Raw genomic sequence first — 17,675 nt, 5'->3', positions numbered from 1 at the left:
TCACCCGACGCCTCAAACGCGCCGTCGCCCGAAACCTCCACCACGCCCTCAAACAAGCCCTGAACAACCCCACCTACCACCCCACCACCTTGACACCCACAACATAGGAGCGCTGGTCCTCCGGACCGGTCTCGATGACATTTTCGACCGGTCTCGGCGATTGGGGGCGGTTATGAGTCGGTATTCTTCGCGGCGGTCTTCTTGGAGGGAGTCTTCTTGGCAGTCGTCTTCTTGGCGGCGGTCTTGCGGGTGGTGCGCTTCTTGGTCGGGCCCTTGGCGCGCTTCTCGGCGAGGAGCTCGTAGGCGCGCTCGGGGGTGACGGTGGCCGGGTCGTCACCGCGGCGCAGCGTCACATTCGTCTCGCCGTCGGTGAAGTAGGGGCCGAAGCGCCCGTCCTTGATGACCACGGGCTTGCCGGTGGTCGGATCCGTGCCGAGCTCGCGCAGGGGCCCGCGCGCGGCGGCCTGGCCGCGGCGGGTCTTGGGCTGGGCGAAGAGCGCGAGCGCCTCCTCCAGGGTCACCGTGAAGATCTGCTCCTCGGAGGCCAGGGAGCGCGAGTCCGTCCCCTTCTTCAGGTAGGGCCCGAAGCGCCCGTTCTGCGCGGTGATGTCCACGCCCTCGGCGTCCTGGCCCACCACGCGCGGCAGGCTGAGCAGGTCGAGCGCCTGCTCCAGGGTGACGGTGGACAGGTCCATGGACTTCAGCAGGCTCGCCGTGCGCGGCTTGGGCCCGGCGGCCTTCTTCGTGGTCCGCTTCCTCTTCGCTCCCGACGCCGTCGCCTCCTCATCGGCCCCGCCCTCCGGGGCGGGCAGCACCTCGGTGACGTAGGGCCCGTAGCGCCCGTCCTTGGCGATGATCGTATGGCCGGTGGATGGGTCGACGCCGAGTTCACGACCGTCGTCGGCGGCGCGGGCGAAGAGCTCACGGGCGCGCTCGACGGTCAGCTCATCCGGGGCGAGGTCGGCGGGCACGTTGGCGCGCTTGCCGTCCTCGGACTCCAGGTAGGGGCCGTAGCGGCCCACGCGCAGGGTCATGCCCTCGCCGATCGGCACGGAGTTGATGGCCCTGGCGTCGATCTCGCCGAGCGTGTCGAGCATGGCGCGCAGGCTGCGCTCGCCATCCTGGCCCACTCCCCCAGTGCTCCCCGAGCCTTGCGCGGCCCCGGCGGCCCTCGCGGCCCCGGCGGCATCAGATGAGCCCGTCCCGTCGGCCCCGAAGTAGAAGCGGGTCAGCCAGGCGACCCGGTCCGCCTCCCCGGCGGCGATGCGGTCGAGGTCGGCCTCCATGGAGGCGGTGAAGTCGTAGTCCACCAGCTCGGCGAAGTTCTCCTCCAGCAGGCGCGTGACGGCGAAGGCCAGCCAGGTGGGCACGAGGGCCTGGCCCCGGTGGTCCACGTAGCCGCGATCGGAGATGGTGGACATCGTGGCGGCGTAGGTGGAGGGGCGGCCGATCTCGCGCTCCTCCAGTGCCTTGACCAGGGACGCCTCGGTGTAGCGCGGCGGCGGGGTGGTCTCGTGCCCGGCGGCCTCGGCGCCGAGGGCCGCGAGCTCCTGCCCGGCGATCATGGCGGGCAGGCGCGTCTCGCGCGACGACGCGCTCCCGCCACCGGCGCCAGCACCGCCGCCCGCGCCGCCCGCCCCGGCGCTGCCGGACTCGCCGGCCCCACCGACACTGCCCGCGGCGGCCTCGGAGTAGCGCTCGGCGTCGCGCCCCTCCTCGTAGGCGGCCAGGAAGCCGCGGAAGGTGATGACGGTGCCCGAGGCGGTGAAGGACGCGGTGGAGAAGGTCTGCCCGGAGTCGCGCGAGCCGCCATCGGCGGGCGCCAGGGGCACCTCCACTCGGACGGTCGCGGTGGAGCCGACGGCGTCGGCCATCTGGGAGGCGACGGTCCGCTTCCAGATGAGCTCGTAGAGCCGGAACTGCGCGCCGCTGAGCTCACCGCTGACCTGCGCGGGGGTGCGGAAGTGGTCGCCGGCGGGCCGGATGGCCTCGTGGGCCTCCTGAGCGCCCTTGGTCTTCGTGGCGTAGACGCGAGCCTTGGCGGGCACGTACTCGGGCCCGTAGAGCTCGGCGACCTGCGCGCGGGCGGCGGCCACGGCCTGGCCGGAGAGCACCGTGGAGTCGGTGCGCATGTAGGTGATGAAGCCGTTCTCGTACAGGCCCTGGGCCACGCGCATGGTCTCGCGCGGGTTCATGCGGAGCTTGCGGGAGGCCTCCTGCTGGAGGGTGGAGGTGGTGAAGGGGGCGGCCGGGCGCCGCCTGTAGGGCTTGTCCTCCACCTCGGCCACGCGCGGGACGGCGCGCATGACGGCCTCGGCGATCGCTTTGGCCGCGCCCTCGTGGAGGTGGACGGTGCCCGCCTTGCGGGCCGACTCCGTCAGCTCGCCGCCATCGGTGAAGTCGCGCCCGGTGGCCACGCGGCGTCCATCGAGGGCGGACAGCCGGGCCGTGAAAGAGCCCTCGGCGCGGGCGGCCGCGTCGAGGCCGCTCAGGCCCGTGGTGAGCGCGGCCTCGACGCCCCAGTAGCCGGCGGGCACGAAGGCCATGCGCTCGCGCTCGCGCTCCACCACGAGGCGGGTGGCCACGGACTGCACGCGCCCGGCGGACAGGCCCGCGCGGACCTTGCGCCACAGGACGGGGCTGACCTCGTAGCCGACGAGCCGGTCGAGGATGCGGCGGGTCTCCTGGGCGTCCACGCGATGGGAGTCGATGTCCCGCGTGGAGTCCAGGGCGCGGGTGACGGCCTCCTTGGTGATCTCGGTGAAGGTCATCCGCTTGACCGGCACCTTGGGCTTGAGGACCTCCAGGAGGTGCCAGGCGATGGCCTCGCCCTCGCGGTCGTCATCGGTGGCCAGGTAGAGCTCGTCGGCCTCCTTGAGGGCCTTCTTAAGCGCAGTGACGGTCTTCTTCTTGTCCGGGTTGACGACGTAGTACGGCTTGAACCCGTCCTCGACGTCGACGGCGAAGCGCCCGTAGGGGCCCTTCTTCTCCTTGGCCGGGAGCTCGGAGGGCTGGGCGAGGTCGCGGATATGGCCCACGGAGGCCTCGACATCGAAATCGGGGCCCAGGTATCCGGCGATCGAGCGGACCTTGTTCGGGGACTCGACGATGACGAGCTTGCGGGGCACGGGGAACCTTCCTGCGACGTTCGGGGCGCCGCGCGCGCATCGGTGGACGGCACGACCTCGACGCCCGTGTGCGGGCGCCCGAGCCGACTCTAACCCATCGGCGCTCGGCCGGCCCCGCCCGGCCGGAGGCGCGCTCGCAGTCAGGACAGTTGGCCGAGCGCCGTGATGATGGAGCCGATGAGCTGGTGGGCGGCGGCGGAGTCGAACGGGAGGTCGATCGTGCGGCATTCGGCGGCCAGGGCCGCCATCGGACGCACCTCGGGCGCACCCTGCTGGGCGAAGGCGCGGACCTCCCGCATGTCCCGGTCGATGGTGTCGGCGGGGTCGACGGCGCGCGCCGCGGTCCTGTCGTCCACCCACTGGCGGGTGCGCCGGGTGATCCGGTCGATCTGCGGGGTGACGGCGCGCAGATCGGCGTCGAGGGCCTCCGCGGCCTGGCGCGCGCGGGCGCAGACGGCCCCCATGGCGCCGACGACGGAGTCCAGGGCCTCGCACAGGTCGGAGATGGAGCCGATCGGGTCCTCCTCGCTGCCGTCGAGGATGGACCGGGAGAAGCGCCCGACCATGAGGGTCATGAGCCGCATGAGGGCCACGGAGAAGCGCAGGTCGAGGACGCCGTCACGCACCGCGCTCATCCGCTGCGGCAGCGCTCGCAGGGCGGGGGCGGCCTGTCCGGACAGCTCGACGACGCGCTCGGCGATCTCATCGCTGCGCGTGCGCTGCCAGGAGGTGCGGGCCTGGGCCCCCAGCACTCGGCCGGTCAGCTCGACGCGCTCGGCGACCTGGATCATCGAGTCCCTCGTGCCCTCCAGGGAGCCCAGGAGCCTGAAGTACTCCTCGAGCTGGAAGACGAGGCGGTTGGTGGAGCGCTCGAGGCCCGCGGCGGCGCGCAGGATGTCCGCGACGGGCCCGCTCACGCCCGCGGCGTCGGGGACGCGCACGCCGGCGGAGACCAGGGCGCTGACCTCCGCGGGCAGGAGGGCGCGGGTGGCGTCGATGAGCGCGGGGTATCCCATGCCCGCCAGCTCGGCGGCGAGCTCGACGGCGCCCATCTCACCGATCTGGGAGCGGGAGGCGCCCCGGCCGGCGAACTCGCGCTCACGGGTCCGCACACGGCGGTAGGCCTCCTCGACGGCGCGCTGGGTGTCTCCGCACAGGGGCTTGGTGCGCACGGAGAGGAAGCCGTCGTGGATCGGAACGATGGTGGCGAAGACGCGGTAGTCGACGCCGTCGGCGGCGCGGTTGAGGACATAGGCGCTCACGGGCCGCCCGGCGCCCAGGTCGTCCCACATGAGCTTGAACAGGCCGGCGGGCATATCCAAATGGCGGACGATATTGTGCGGTGCGCGCTGGAGGCGCTCCCGCGAGTAGCGCGACAGGGAGTCGAAGGTCCGATTCGTACGACGGATCACTCCTTTGGGGCCGGTGGTCGAGAAGAAGATGTCCTCAGGGTCGAAGAATCTCTCGTAGCCGATCTGCGATTCCATCGTAGATGTCCTTTGCTGCTGTCCCAGGGAAGAAGCCGACGAGCGCGGGGAGACGTCGACCGACAGGATGGGAATCTATCAACGAAGGTCGCTTTTCGGACACAGCGTCCTGCGAAACTACTCAATACTGCTACCGAATCGTTACCCAAGCGGAGCGGGCTGTCGCGCTGATCACTGCACCGGCCCAGCCGGACCCCGCCGTGCTCAGTCGAGCCCGACCGCGCCCCGCCGTGCTCAGTCGAGCCCGGCCAGGGCGGCCCGGATCCGCTCGACGGCGCCGCCCAGGGCCTCGTCGTCGGTGCTCAGGTCGAGGCCCCGGTAGCGCCCGGCGAGGTTCGCCAGGTCGCTCATCTCCGGGTAGCCCCGCTCGGAGAGGGAGCCGGCCTCCTCCATGAGGGCCTCGACGTCGCCCTCGGCGCCGTCGATGAGGACGCCGCCCTCATCAGTGAGCGCGCGCAGCCAGCGGTCGTAGGGGCGGCGCGTCCGATCGAGGTCGGAGACGACGGAGGCCATGGCCGACTCGAGCTCGCCGATCCGGGTCTCGACGACGCCCCGCACCGAGTCCAGGGAGCCCAGGTCCGCCTCGAGGCCCTGCACGAGCTCGCGCATGGCGGTGGGGGCGTCGGCCTCGGCCCCGCCGACGACGGAGGCGGCGTAGGCGCCCAGCACGAGGGTGTGCAGGCGGATGAGCGCGGCGCTGAAGGCCATCGACTCCATGGCGTCGGCGAAGGAGGCCACGGAGTCCTTCAGACCGGTGACGGCGGTGGCCGCCCGCTCGGAGCGCTCGATGATCCGCTCGGCCAGTCCGGGCACCGATGATTCCGGGTCCTTGCTGGTCAGGGTCCGCATGAGCGCGGCGGTGCGCTGGGCGCGGTCGCGGATGGACTCCGCGCCGTCGAGCCAGGAGCCCAGGGCGGAGACGACCTCGCGGAAGTCCCCGATGCGGTCCACGAGGCTGTCGGACGAGGCCTCAACACGGCGGGCGCCGCGCAGGATCTCAGCCGCGGGACCCTCGGCCTCCTCGCGCACGGGGACCCTCACCCCCTCGGCGAGAAGGCGCTGGGCCTCCGAGGCCAGGCTCGCCCGTCCGAAGGCGGCGAGGGTGTCGTAGCCGAGGGAGGCCAGCTCCTCCGCGAGCAGCCCGGCGCCGTGCTCGGCGGCCTCGCGGCGGTTGGCGCCCGAGTCCATGCGCTCGCGCTCAGCGGCGCGCACCCGGCCGTACACCTCGCCGATCGTGGCGAAGACGGCGTCGTCCAGGGGCTTGGTGCGCACGGAGACGTAGCCGCTGGAGGTCGGGGTCACGGTGGCGAACACCCAGTAGTCGAGCCCGTCCTTGGCGCGGTTGAGCACATACGCGCCCACGGGGCGGCCCGCGGTGAGATCGTCCCACATGAGTTTGAACAGGCCGCCCGGCATGTCGTCATGGCGGATGATGTTGTGCGGGGCGCCGATCATCTCCTCGCGCGGATAGCGCGCCAACTGAAGGAATGTCTCGTTCGCGCTGCGAATGACGCCTTTGTCGTCCGTCGAGGAGAAGAACACGTCCTCGGCGTCGAAATGGCGGCGGTTCCCGATGATCGTTTCCACTGGAGTTGCTTCCTTCAGGGTATAAGGGATCGGCCCCATCCTGCCCCACCCCCTCCAAGTGAGGACAGCCTGAGTTCCCCTGAAAATGATCACAGTTTCACAGCGCCGGCACAGGCTCGGAGTGTTGGATAGGGGCATGAGCACTCCCGCCGAGCCCTTGACCCGAGCCGATGGCTCACCGGTGCGCGTCCTCGTCGTCGACGATGAGCAGATGCTCGCCGACCTCCTGGCGTCCGCCCTCCGCTACGAGGGATGGGAGGTGACGACCGCCGGCACGGGCGTGGCCGCGGTGCGCGCCGCCAAGGAGATCCAGCCCGACGTCGTGGTCCTGGACATCATGCTGCCCGACTTCGATGGGCTGGAGGTCATGCGCCGGATCCACGGCCACACCCCTGGCGTCCCCGTGCTCTTCCTCACCGCCAAGGACGCGGTCGAGGACCGCGTGGCCGGCCTGACCGCCGGGGGCGACGACTACGTCACCAAGCCCTTCTCCCTGGAGGAGGTGGTGGCCCGGCTGCGCGCCCTGCTGCGCCGCTCCGGGGCCTCGGCCGCCGAGCCGGCCAATGTCCTGACGGTCGGCGACCTGCGCATGGACGAGGACTCCCACGAGGTCTGGCGCGGCGACACCGAGATACGCCTGACCGCCACCGAGTTCGAGCTGCTGCGCTTCCTCATGCGCAACCCCCGCCGCGTGCTGTCCAAGCCCCAGATCCTGGACCGGGTGTGGAACTACGACTTCGGCGGCCAGGCGAACATCGTCGAGCTCTACATCTCCTACCTGCGCCGCAAGATCGACAAGGGCCGCGAGCCGATGATCCACACGATGCGCGGCGTGGGCTACGTCCTCAAGCCCGCCGAGGCCCCGGAGGGCTCCGAGGGCGCGATGAGCTCAGCGGGCCCGGGCGGCGCGAGCGCCGGGGCCCAGGGGTGAGCAGGCCCCGCAGCCTGCGGGCGCGCCTGGTCGCGGGCGTCCTGGGCATCGTCCTCGTCATGGCCGCCGTCATCGGCGCCATCTCCACGCTCTCCCTGCGCAGCGGCCTCATCGACCGCCTCGACAGCCAGGTGCGGGCGGCGGCGAGCCGCGCCGAGTTCCGGCGCCACGGGGACGCCTCCGGGCAGGTCCCGACGGTGGCCCCCGATGAGGACGAGCCGGATGACGACACCCACCCCGTGCCCCCCGATGACGACGACCCCCCGGTCCCCAAGGGGCTGGACGCGGCGGGGCAGCGGGTGGGGACGCTGACCGCCGTCGTCACCGACGCGCAGACGGCCGGCGGTGACCCGGGCTCGGCCTCCCGCACGATCACGGCCGGCTACATCCGCGGTGACGGCACCTACTGCGCGCTGAGCGCCGCGGAGGTCTCCTCCCTCCTGGCCCTGGAGGAGACCGGCGAGCCGGTGAGCGTGCGCATCGACTCGCTCGGCGACTACAGGGTGCTCGTGGGGCGCGACAGCCGCACCGGGGACAGGGTGATCACCGGCCTGTCCATGGAGGAGGACAACGACCTGGTGCGCGGCCAGATCCTCTTCGTGGCGCTCATCGCCCTGGCCGGGGCGGCGATCGCGGCGTTCAGCGGCCGCGCCCTGGTGCGCTCCTCGCTCGCCCCCCTGGAGCGGGTGGCGTCCACGGCCGAGCGCGTCGCCTCCCTGCCCCTGGCCCACGGCGAGGTGAGCATCGACGAGCGGGTGGACGACACCGACCTGGCGACCTCGCAGGAGGTCGGCCAGGTCGGTGGTGCTCTCAATACGCTCCTGGGGCATGTCGAGGCCGCTCTGGCGGCGCGTCAGCGCTCGGAGACGCAGGTGCGCCAGTTCGTCGCCGACGCCTCCCACGAGTTGCGCACCCCCCTGGCATCGATCCGCGGGTACACCGAGCTCATCCGGCGCGGGAGCGGGGAGGGCGGGGTCCCCGGAGGATCGGGCGCTCCCGGCGGGGGGAGCGGGGCGGCGGGGTCGCCCGCGCTCTCGGAGGAGGCCTCCTATGCGCTGGACCGGGTCCACTCCGAGTCCCTGCGGATGACGGCGCTCGTCGAGGACCTGCTCCTACTGGCCAGGCTCGACTCCGGCCGTCCCGTGGCGCGCGAGGAGGTGGACCTCGTGGGCATCCTCGTCGACGCCGTCGCCGACGCCCAGGCGGCGGGCCCCGATCACGAGTGGTCCCTCGACCTGGCGATCCTGAATCCGCCGGAGGGCGCGAGCCAGGAGGAGGCGGAGGACTTCGAGCCCGCTCCGGCGATCGTGGAGGGCGAGGAGGCGCGCCTGCGCCAGGTGGTCGTCAACCTGCTGGCCAATGCCCGGGTGCACACGCCCGCGGGGACGCGCGTGACCACCACCCTGGAGCGGAACGGCAAGCGCCTGGTGATCCGGGTGGCGGATAACGGCCCGGGGATCGAGGAGTCCATGCGGGACCGCATCTTCGTGCGATTCGCCCGAGGGGACGCCTCCCGGGAGCGCTCCACGGGCTCGACCGGTCTGGGCATGTCGATCGCGCTGGCGATCGTCGCCTCGCACGGGGGCGCCCTCACGGTGGAGTCCAGCACGGATGAGGCCGACCACGGGACGGTGTTCACCGTGGAGCTGCCCGCCGCCGACGTCGAGTAGGGCGCGAGCGGGCGAGCGATCAACGTGCCCGGGGGTTGTGGACGCGCGGCGGGGTCGTCGACGTGCCCCCGGGGTGCGTTCGCATCCCCCGGGCGCGTCCGCAACCCCTACAAGTCGTCGGTTGGAGGGTCCGCCGAAGCCTCTGAGCCATCGGCGGCGCTCTCGTCGTCGGCCGCCGCCCCTTCCTCGGGGCCGTCCTTCGACGCGGGCGCGTCGACGGTCTTCTCAGCGGCGCGGCGGCGACGGCGCCACAGGGCGGTGGCGATGGACAGGGCGAGGATGGTCAGGATGATGGCGACCGCCCAGATGATGACGACCTGCCAGGTCTGCATGGGGGCGGGGGTGGCGGCGGCGATCTCGGCGTCGGCGGTGGTGGGGTCCATGGGGACGCGCTCGCCGGTGACGAGGAGACGGTGGGTGTTGACGCCGTAGGGGGTGCAGGTGATGAGGGTGACGAGGTCGCGGCCCGGCACCTGGTTGAGCGATTCGGTCTCGGTCGGGAGGACGACTTGGATGTCGGTGACCTCGTACTTGAGGGTCTTGCCGAGCACGGAGATGTAGAAGGCGTCACCCTTCTTCAGGTCGGTGAGGTGGTCGAAGAGGGTGGCGGTGCCCAGGCCGGTGTGGCCGGTGAGCACGGAGTGGGTGGAGGTGCCGCCGATGGGCAGGGAGGTGCCGAAGAGGTGCCCGATGCCCTTGGCGAGGGTGTCGGTCTGCGTGCCGTGGTAGATGGGCAGGTCGGAGTGGATGGAGGGGATGACGATGCGGCCCATGACCTCATCGATGTTGAGCTGGTCGAGGTATTCCTGGTACTGGGGGGTGTCCGGGCGCTGGGACTCGAGCCAGGGGTCGAGGATCGGGGAGGATTCGAGGTTGGCGTTGTACTCCTCGGCCGCGGCCTGCTGCTGGGCGATGACGTCCTCGCCGGCCTCCTCGACATGCGAGGTGTACATGTCCGCGAGGCGCTGCTGGTCGGCGTTGTTGTGCTGGGTGGCGACGACGGGGTAGATGAGCACGCCGACACCGATGAGGACGAGGAGCACGGGCAGGATCGTCATGAGGCGGCGGCGGGAGCCCCAGCGCTTGCCGTGTCGGCGGCGGGAGTGGGAGGAGACCTCGACAGCGTTGGCGCCCTCGGAGGCCTCGGCTCCGGCGGCTCCGGTGGCCGCTGCGGCCTCGGCGGCGGCGGTGAGGTCGTTGTCCGGGACGCCGCCTGTCATCTGCTCTTTGAGGGGCCGTCCGGGCCAGCGTGAGGGGCGTGATGCCTCGGGGTCGGCTGACCGCAGCGCGGTGGGGGCGTCGAGGTCGGTGCTCATCTGCTGCTCCTGGACGGGTGGGGGCGGGTTGAACGCGCCCCGGTGCCGGGGAGGCGAGGGATCGCCTCCCCGGCACCGGGTTGCTCAGGCGGTGTCAGCGCCTGTCAGTGGATATCGGTGGTCATCAGTGGTTCTGACGGCGCTTGTTCGCGTAGGCGATGCCGGCGCCGGCCAGGACGAGGACCCCGCCGACGACCGTGAGGAAGACGACGCCGGAGGCACCGGTGAGCGGCAGGTGGAAGCCCGCGTTCTTCGGGACGTCGGTGATCTCCACACCCTTCATCTCATTCGTGTTCTCTGCGGAGGCGGCGAGGATCTGGAAGGGGACCGGCTCGGCCTGGAGGGTGTAGCCCTCGGGGGCCTTGGTCTCGACGAAGCAGTAGTAGTCGTCGTTGGTCAGGACCTTGGTGGCACCGTTCTCCCAGTCGTTGGCGCGCAGGGCGTCGACGACGACCTTGCCGTCGCCCTGGGTGATGAAGGTGCTGGCGTTCTTCACCGTGAGCGGCGTGAGGGCGGTCGCGTCAGTGGTGTCGGAGTCCCTCAGCTGCGGAGTGGTGTCGTTGTTGCCGTCCCACGTGCACTGGTAGAGCTGGAACTCGGCGCCCGGGAGCAGGTTGTTGGTGTCCGAACCCTTCTTGCTCAGCTCGACCTTGCCGTACTTGCTCACGACGGGGTCGGTGCTCGGAACGTTGTTTCCAGGAGTGGTCGGGTGGTCCTTGTCCCAGTTGAACTCGGGGGAGTCCGAGGGAATGAGGAACGCGGTGTTGGAGATACCGCCGTCGAGGCTCGTGTCAGCGGCGAAGGTGGCGGTGAGGATCACCTGGACCTTCGTGGTGTTGTCGCCGTTGGCGCGGGCGGTCGCGATCTTGGTCAGACCATCAGCAGTGAACTCAACCGTGAGGTAGTTCTTGCCATCATTGCCCGCAGCGACCGTGACGGTGTAATCCGTGTTAGCAGCGAGCGCCTGAGCATTCTTCCCGACGATCGCGACGCGCGGGTTGAGCTGATCCGCGCCCGTCCCCTTCTGAACACGGGGGTCGAGCTGGTCGATGACGTTGAATCGCTTGATCGTCTCGCCACCGGCGACATTCACCTTCGGGATGGCGGCGTCAATGGTGTACTCGAGGCTGTTCCCGGAGCCGGAGGCCTTGCCGGTGTCCACAACCTTCTTCTCGATGCCGGAGAGGGTGTTCTTCGGGTAGACGTGGACGTCGTAGTTCCAAGCATTGGTGTTGCCCGGGCTCGTCATCGGGAGGGTGACGATGAAGTCCGCGCCGGGAATAGCGCCCTTGACGTCCTCGGTCGCACCACCACGGTGAACCTTGGCGCCGGTGGTGCTGATCTCCTGGACGAGGTAGGCGCCGACATCGGTCTTGTTGGCGTCGAAGGTGAGGGAACCATTCGCAGTGGTCTTATCCTCAAAGGAGGTATTGGTCTTATGGGCGGCGCTCGCCGTGTTGACGTCGCCGTTCGCAGCTGCGAGCTGGGTCCAGCCCTCCTGAGTGCTCAGATCATAATCGAGCTTCGTGATCTTGTAGGTCACGCCCTCCATCGCGTTGCAGTCAGCCGGAGCCTGCTGCAAACCCGTGCCGGCAGCAGTGCCATTGGTGTCGGTCTGCTCGCACTTGTGAATGGTGAGAGTCGTGTCGGCGTCCTTCTGAACGGTCGCCGCGGCAGGCTGATTCGGGTCAGCTGGGGCCGCCAGAGCGCTCGGAACAACGAGCGCGCTCGCCGCGCAGGCGGCGGCGAAGAATCCGGCGCCTCGGCGCATCCTCTGGGAACTCATGGTATCTCCGGTATCTCGTGGATGAAGGGATGGATGGGGAACTCAGACCCGGGAAGGCCGAGCCATTGCCCTCATCGAGACGCGTTCCGACGCCTGATGAAGGAGAACATAGTGAGTGTACAAGCGGCACCAATCGCGAGGACGGCCACAAGCACATTCGGAATGATCCCGTGACCACCGGACAGGGGCAGAGTGGCCGCCTCAATATCCTTGATCGTCAGGGTGTTGGTGATGCCGGAGGCGGCATCCGACGCGGATGCCACGGCGGTGGACACACCGAGCTCATTCCCGTTGAGTACGGTGATATCCGTGTCAGTCACGCGAATGCGCACCGGGTTGGCCAGGAGTTGGTGCCCGGCCGGGGCCTTCGTCTCCACGAGCCAGTACTCGCGGTTGATCGTCAGAGCCGCCGTGGTGAAGACTCCGCGGTCACCTCCGGCGTCCACGACGCCGTCGGCGATCTTGACAGCACCGGGGACGGAGGGATCGGTGGGGTAGATATCGAAGGCGGCGCCGGCCAGATTGCCCTGACTGCCCGTCTTGACGATGGTGAGCGCCCGCTTGCCCGCATTCGGGGACACGGAGGAGCATGCAGCCTCATCACCGCTCTTGCCCGCGCTGTTCTTGCCCGCCTCGAGGCTCAGGCGGTTGAGGAGCCCGTGCTTCGGCACGAAGGCGCCGGCGCCATCCTTCGAGCAGGCCAGGGCGGACTCGTCATAGTCGGCGGCACCCGGGTCGACGGTGACGTTGAACGTGAGGATCCATGCGGCGGCCTCCCCCGAGGCGACGGACCGGCCGGCCGTGATCTCGTAGGAGCCATCGCCCTGGGCGGTGATCGGCGCCGCAGTACCGCCGGCATCGGCGAGCGTGGCACCCGTGATCCGCAGGCCCGGCGCGAAGTCGGGGCGGTCGAGCACTCGGCCCGTGGAGGAGGGCAGGGCGCCCATATTCACTGCGGAGATCCGGTAGGACACGCTGAGAGTGCTCCCCTGGCCGCTCGCCTCGCTCTCCACGGTCTTGGAGAAGGCGAGCTGCTCCTTGGCGGTGACGCAGCCGGTGTTGTTGTTCTCGCCGTCGGTGTCGCCCGTCATGGACACGGCGTTGACCAGGCCGGAGGGCTTGCCGTCGGCGCGTGTGGCGCCACAGGTGTAATCGGTGGCGGTGTAGCCCTGAGCATTGGGATCCACCGTGAAGGCGACCTGGACGGTGAGGGTGCGGCTGCCGCCCTTGCCGCCGGGCGCCGGGGCGGCGGCGAGCTCACTGCCCGTGTTCTTGGCGGCCAGGGTGACCGACCCGCCGGCGGGCACGGCGCCGCTGGTCGAGGTCACGGTGCCGGCCTCGCTGACCGTGATCGAGGAGATCGTCGCGCCGGCGGGGAAGGCCGGGGTGTCGACGACGTCCTCGACGATCCTCGAGGCCACCTGCGAGGTGTTGTTGACGGTGACGGTGTACCCGGCGGTGAAGGAGCCGTCGGCGCCCCGCACCACCTCGGTGCCGGTCTTGGCCACGGCGAAGCGCGGCGTGGCGGGCACGATCCCGCAGGCGCTGGCCTTCACGGCGTCGGCGTCGCCCTTGGTGGTGACGGCGGCCTCGTTGCGCACGGCCTTGCCGCCGTCCACGGCGGTGGCGTCGCAGGTGCCGCCCGCGCCGATGCCGGGGAGCCCGGCGTCGGGGGCGGTCACATTGACCACCACGGTGTAGGTGTGCGTGGTGCCGGCCGCCAGCTCGACCTCGCCGGACTGGTAGGAGAAGGCGGGTGCCTGCACTGCTACTGGCGCGGCCAGGGGACCACCGCTGATCTTCGCGGAGTTGATCGTCGTGCCGGCCGGGGCGGTGGGCGCGTCCGCGAGGGAGTAGGTCAGTGCCGTGGCGATGGAGGGGTTGGTCACCGTCACGCGGTAGGTCTGGTCGTAGCTGGGAAGGCCATTGACATCCTGAGCACGAACCGAGCCCTCGAAGGTCTTGGTCACGCCCGCGTGCGCGGCGAGCGTGTTCGTCACGCCGACGTTGACGGGGCCCGTGCCCACGGGAACCGTGAAGGACACCCCGCGGTCGGCATCGGCGGCAGGGGTTGTCGCCACAGCGACGGCGTCGTCGGAGACGTGGAAGCCGATGGGAGTGGTCCAGGAGAAGGTGCCCGAGCCGGGGGCCTTGAGCCAGGCGTTCTGCAGCGCCTCCTCGGTCACCGTGCAGGTGGCGCCCACCGGGACGGGCTTGGATTCCACCTGGTTGCCGCCGCTGGTGACCGTTGCGGTGCCGTTCACGGGCGTGCCGCCGGGCTTCGCGCAGGAGTAGGTGAGCTGGAAGTCCGTGCGGTCGGTGCCATCGCTCGCGCCGGTGATGACCTTGGAGAAGGACAGGGTGCGGGCGGCGGGCCGCTGGGTGGCCGTGCACGTCACCTTCGCATCGGCGGGGATGGAGACCTGGGAGTCCTTCACCGGGACGGACTGGGAGGTATCCGTGTTGACGCAGGCCCACTCGGCGTCGCCGTAGCCCTCCACCTTGGAGGTGGACAGGGTGTAGGAGCCGGAGGTGACGCTCACGTTCGTCACCGCTGCCGAGCCGGTGGTGCCGGTGATCGGCGAGCCGCCGCCCTGGGTGCGCGCGGCGGTGAGGGTCCACTGGCCCGGGGTCGCGGAGCCGCCGTCGACCTTGTTGACGAGGGTCAGGAACGAGTTAGCCAGGTACTCGTTGTGCCAGGTGCAGGTGATCGCCGCCTCATCCAGGCTGCGGGCGAGCTCGGTCTCATCGAGCCGGAGTGTGCCGGCGGTGAGGTCCACCGCGTTGGACTGATCGAGGCGCTGACCGTCCTTGCGCAGGAGCGGCTTCTTGTCCGAGCCGTAGGTGCAGGTCACCCCCGTCAGCTTCCAGCCCGAGCGCGTCGGGGAATAGGCGGGGCTGGCAGCCTCCTCCTTGAGCTTGGCGGCGTCGTTGGGGGCGAGGAGCTCATAGCGCGTCGGATCCGTGGCGGCGCCCGCCTCCCCCCAGCCCGTGGGCTTCAGAGCCGACGGCGTCTCCCAGGACTGCGCGCCCCAGGTGCCGGGGTCGGAGATGTTGGAGAAGGAGAAGGTGGGGATCGCGGTGCTCGCCTGGAGGGAGTCAGCCGTGTCCACCTGCTTCTTGAGGGTCACCGGGCGCACCTGCTCCAGCGAACCGTAGAGGCAGCCGTAGGTGGTCGTGCCGCCCTCCTGGGTGAGGAAGCGGTCCTCCAGGGCGGCGGTGGCCACATCCGGGCTCACCTTGCAGGTGGGGTCGGCGCCGTTGTTGACGAAGCCCCACAAGCGCAGCTTGTACTGGATGCCCGTGTCCGGGTCGGTCCACGACGACGTCGAGCGGTCGGAGGCGATGGTCAGCTGGTCGACGGTGCAGTCCCGGCCCTTCTTGTCGTAGAAGCCCTGACCCTTGCCGAAGGTGAGCCCGCCGATGGAGTAGTCGTTGTAGATCACCTTCGAAGTGTCCACCTGGCCCTGCGCATTGAAGGCGTACTTGTACGGGCCGGCGACGGAGGCGGGGCCGATATTGCCGCTGGAGTCAGCCGCGTACTTCGTGGGCGCCCCCTTGGCCTCGCCGACGATGATCTCACCGTTCTCGTCGAGCCGGGTGTAGCACTGGGAGTTAGAGGTATCGATCTCCTTCCAGGGGAAGTTCGTGCTGATCTGGCCTCCCGCCGTGGTGATCTCCAGGTCGCCGTAATAGGTGGTCCCGGGACCATCAACCTTGCCCGGGTTGGTGATGCTGTCACCGAAGGTGCTCACGTCGGTGTTGTAGTGGCGCATGGTGCCCACGAGGAAGACATCGCCCGCGTTGACCGTCGCGGAGGAGCCGGGCAGGAATCCCATGGAGGACTGCGTGCCATGAGGCGGCTCACCTCGGTAGCCGATCGGGCAAGGGGCGCTGTCCGTGCCGTAGCCGACGGCGGCATACTGCCCGGAGGCCCCGGTGACTGTGCCGGTGGAATAAGTGGCGCCCTGCGGGGAGTAGCGCACACAGGTGACCTGGGTTGCCACCTCTTCCGGCGGGCGCCCGGTCAGAAGGCCCGTGCCCTCGACATTGCGCACATCGGACAGCGTCACCGAGGTCTGGCCGAGCGGCACCGTGATCTGCGTCTGGGCGGCCTGCGCGCCCGCGCCGGACCAGGTGGCGGCGGTGACAGCGGTGATAGCGGTGGCCATGACCATGGCGGCCGCGCACAGGAGGGCGAGGAGGACTGCGGAGCGTTTCCGGGCATGATGTGCCGCGTAGACGGATCTGGCGAGCATGGGGAACCGTTCTGTTGGGAACCGGGGGCCGCCGGGGAAGCGGACACCACGATGACGTGCTCGTACAAGACTAGGCAGGCTCACCTCTACTCAGCATCAGAGTTTGCTGTATCGATACATCACGCTGTCATCTCGCCGGAGCCGCAAAACCCAATGGACAATACGATTTAGTGGCGTCTTTCCAACGATCCGCCCGAAAATTTTGTATCGTCTTTTGCAGCAAGCTGACTCTCTGTCAGGGACTAACGTCCCGTCGAGGATGGAGCCAGAGCGCCGGTGCGGCCGGGGGCGGCGACCTGCCCTCCCCGCCGGCGCGCGGGCCGGGCCATCGCCGTCGTCGCCACCATCCAACGGCGCCCAGGGCGGGTCGACGACGACCGCCTGAGGCGATCCAGGGGATCGCCAGGAGAGGCCTATGCGTCGTCGTCGGGCATGAGCGCCACGAGGGCGGCCATGGACAGACAGCTCACCGCGACCAGCGCGACACTGCCGGTGGCATAGGAGGCGAAGTACTCCCAGCGGCCCAGGGGCGAGCCCATCCGGGTCAGGACCCACAGGCCCAGGGCGAGGGCGAGGACCGCGCAGAGCGCCCCGAGGAGCCCGAGGGCGGCCAGGGCCGGCGCCGGGCCGGTACCGCGATCGGCGCCGCCGCCGTCGGGGGGCGAGCCGGAGGAGGGCCCCTCCCCGCTCCACGCGCCGCCGACCACCGCGAGCGCGCCCCAGGCCGCCGCCAGCAGCACGGCGGCCATGACATCGGCCGGCCGGTGCCACTGGCAGACCAGCGTCGAGTAGCCCATGGCCACTGTCATCGCCGTCCCGAGCCAGGCCGCGAGGATCCGCCAGCGGGCGTCCACCAGGAGGACGAGCGCGACCGCCGCCGAGGCCGCGATCGTCGTGTGCCCCGAGGGCAGCGTGTTGGCGTTGTCCCAGCGCGCGGTGATGCCGTGATCCGGGCGGGAGAGGATCCAGTGCTTGAGGATCTGCGCGCTGGCGCTCGCCCCGACGACGGCGATCACGGCCCAGGCGGCCCGGCGGCGACTGCGGCGCGCCAGGCCGACCAGCAGGATGACCACTACGAGCAGCACCGCCGCCGGCATCGAGACGGCCGAGAGGACGACGCGCGCGTGACCGTCCACGCGGTGCGAGCCGATCTCCGAGCCCGCCAGGGCGGCGGCCTCGAGGAACTGGCCGGGCAGGGTGTCGACGAAGGCCCACCACAGAAGGACGACGCCCGCGAAGCATGCGATCGCCAGGGAGAGGCCCCTGGCGCGAGGGCGCGCCGGAGGGCTCTGGGCCGGTCGGAGGGATCGCATCCAACGATGCTAAGGCCCGGCCGCGCCGCGGTGGCGCCCGGGCCAAGCGATTCACGGTGGCGCGCGCCACCCACCCCTCTCGCCGAGACCGGTCGAAGTGGCGATCGAGACCGGTCCGCGGACCAGCGCTCCTATGTTGTGGGTGTCAAGGTGGTGGGGTGGTAGGTGGGGTTGTTCAGGGCTTGTTTGAGGGCGTGG

Annotated in this window: 9 protein-coding genes; 2 read left to right on the top strand and 7 right to left on the bottom strand. The window is 70.4% G+C overall.

What is annotated here, in order from left to right; translation table 11 throughout:
• Positions 1-170: 170 nt before the first annotated feature.
• The 3 genes from topA to B1H55_RS10920 all read right to left on the bottom strand — a co-directional run bounded on the left by topA (position 171) and on the right by B1H55_RS10920 (position 6,202).
• A complete protein-coding gene (topA, locus tag B1H55_RS10930) occupies positions 171-3,128 on the bottom strand; it encodes a type I DNA topoisomerase (protein ID WP_080461738.1) in 2,958 nt (985 codons plus the stop codon).
• Positions 3,129-3,268: 140 nt separating this feature from the next.
• Complete coding sequence (locus B1H55_RS10925) at positions 3,269-4,615, bottom strand: diguanylate cyclase (protein WP_080461737.1); 1,347 nt, start codon at positions 4,613-4,615, stop codon at positions 3,269-3,271.
• Positions 4,616-4,849: 234 nt separating this feature from the next.
• Positions 4,850-6,202: a PAS domain-containing protein gene (locus B1H55_RS10920; RefSeq protein ID WP_077240622.1), complete on the bottom strand. Its 1,353-nt coding sequence runs from the start codon at positions 6,200-6,202 to the stop codon at positions 4,850-4,852.
• Between the two features lie 136 nt (positions 6,203-6,338).
• Between B1H55_RS10920 and B1H55_RS10915 the strand changes: the two genes are divergently transcribed.
• Positions 6,339-7,133 (top strand): response regulator transcription factor, encoded by a 795-nt coding sequence (locus tag B1H55_RS10915; RefSeq protein ID WP_080461736.1) that lies wholly within the window; start codon positions 6,339-6,341, stop codon positions 7,131-7,133.
• Positions 7,130-8,803 (top strand): sensor histidine kinase, encoded by a 1,674-nt coding sequence (locus B1H55_RS10910; protein ID WP_172575557.1) that lies wholly within the window; start codon positions 7,130-7,132, stop codon positions 8,801-8,803. Before B1H55_RS10915 ends, B1H55_RS10910 begins: the two co-directional genes overlap by 4 nt.
• Positions 8,804-8,910: 107 nt before the next feature.
• Here the strand turns inward: B1H55_RS10910 and B1H55_RS10905 are convergent, their stop codons facing one another.
• From B1H55_RS10905 to B1H55_RS10890, 4 genes are all read right to left on the bottom strand, one after another.
• The gene (locus B1H55_RS10905) at positions 8,911-10,119 is read right to left on the bottom strand and encodes a class C sortase (RefSeq protein WP_307190142.1); all 1,209 of its coding nucleotides are present in this window, start codon (positions 10,117-10,119) and stop codon (positions 8,911-8,913) included.
• A gap of 124 nt (positions 10,120-10,243) precedes the next feature.
• Entirely contained in the window at positions 10,244-11,905 is a 1,662-nt protein-coding gene (locus tag B1H55_RS10900) for a SpaH/EbpB family LPXTG-anchored major pilin (RefSeq protein ID WP_073454145.1), read from the bottom strand.
• Between the two features lie 71 nt (positions 11,906-11,976).
• Positions 11,977-16,164, bottom strand: coding sequence for a DUF5979 domain-containing protein (locus tag B1H55_RS10895; protein WP_077240623.1), 4,188 nt, complete (start codon positions 16,162-16,164; stop codon positions 11,977-11,979).
• Between the two features lie 413 nt (positions 16,165-16,577).
• On the bottom strand, positions 16,578-17,477 hold the full coding sequence (locus B1H55_RS10890) for a phosphatase PAP2 family protein (RefSeq protein ID WP_073454143.1): 900 nt from the start codon (positions 17,475-17,477) through the stop codon (positions 16,578-16,580).
• Between the last annotated feature and the right edge of the window lie 198 nt (positions 17,478-17,675).

Source organism: Actinomyces denticolens, assembly GCF_002072185.1.
In the GTDB taxonomy this organism is placed as follows: Bacteria; Actinomycetota; Actinomycetes; order Actinomycetales; family Actinomycetaceae; genus Actinomyces; species Actinomyces denticolens.
The sequence above is the reverse complement of the archived record's forward strand: the minus strand, read 5'-3'. Positions and strand labels throughout refer to the sequence as shown.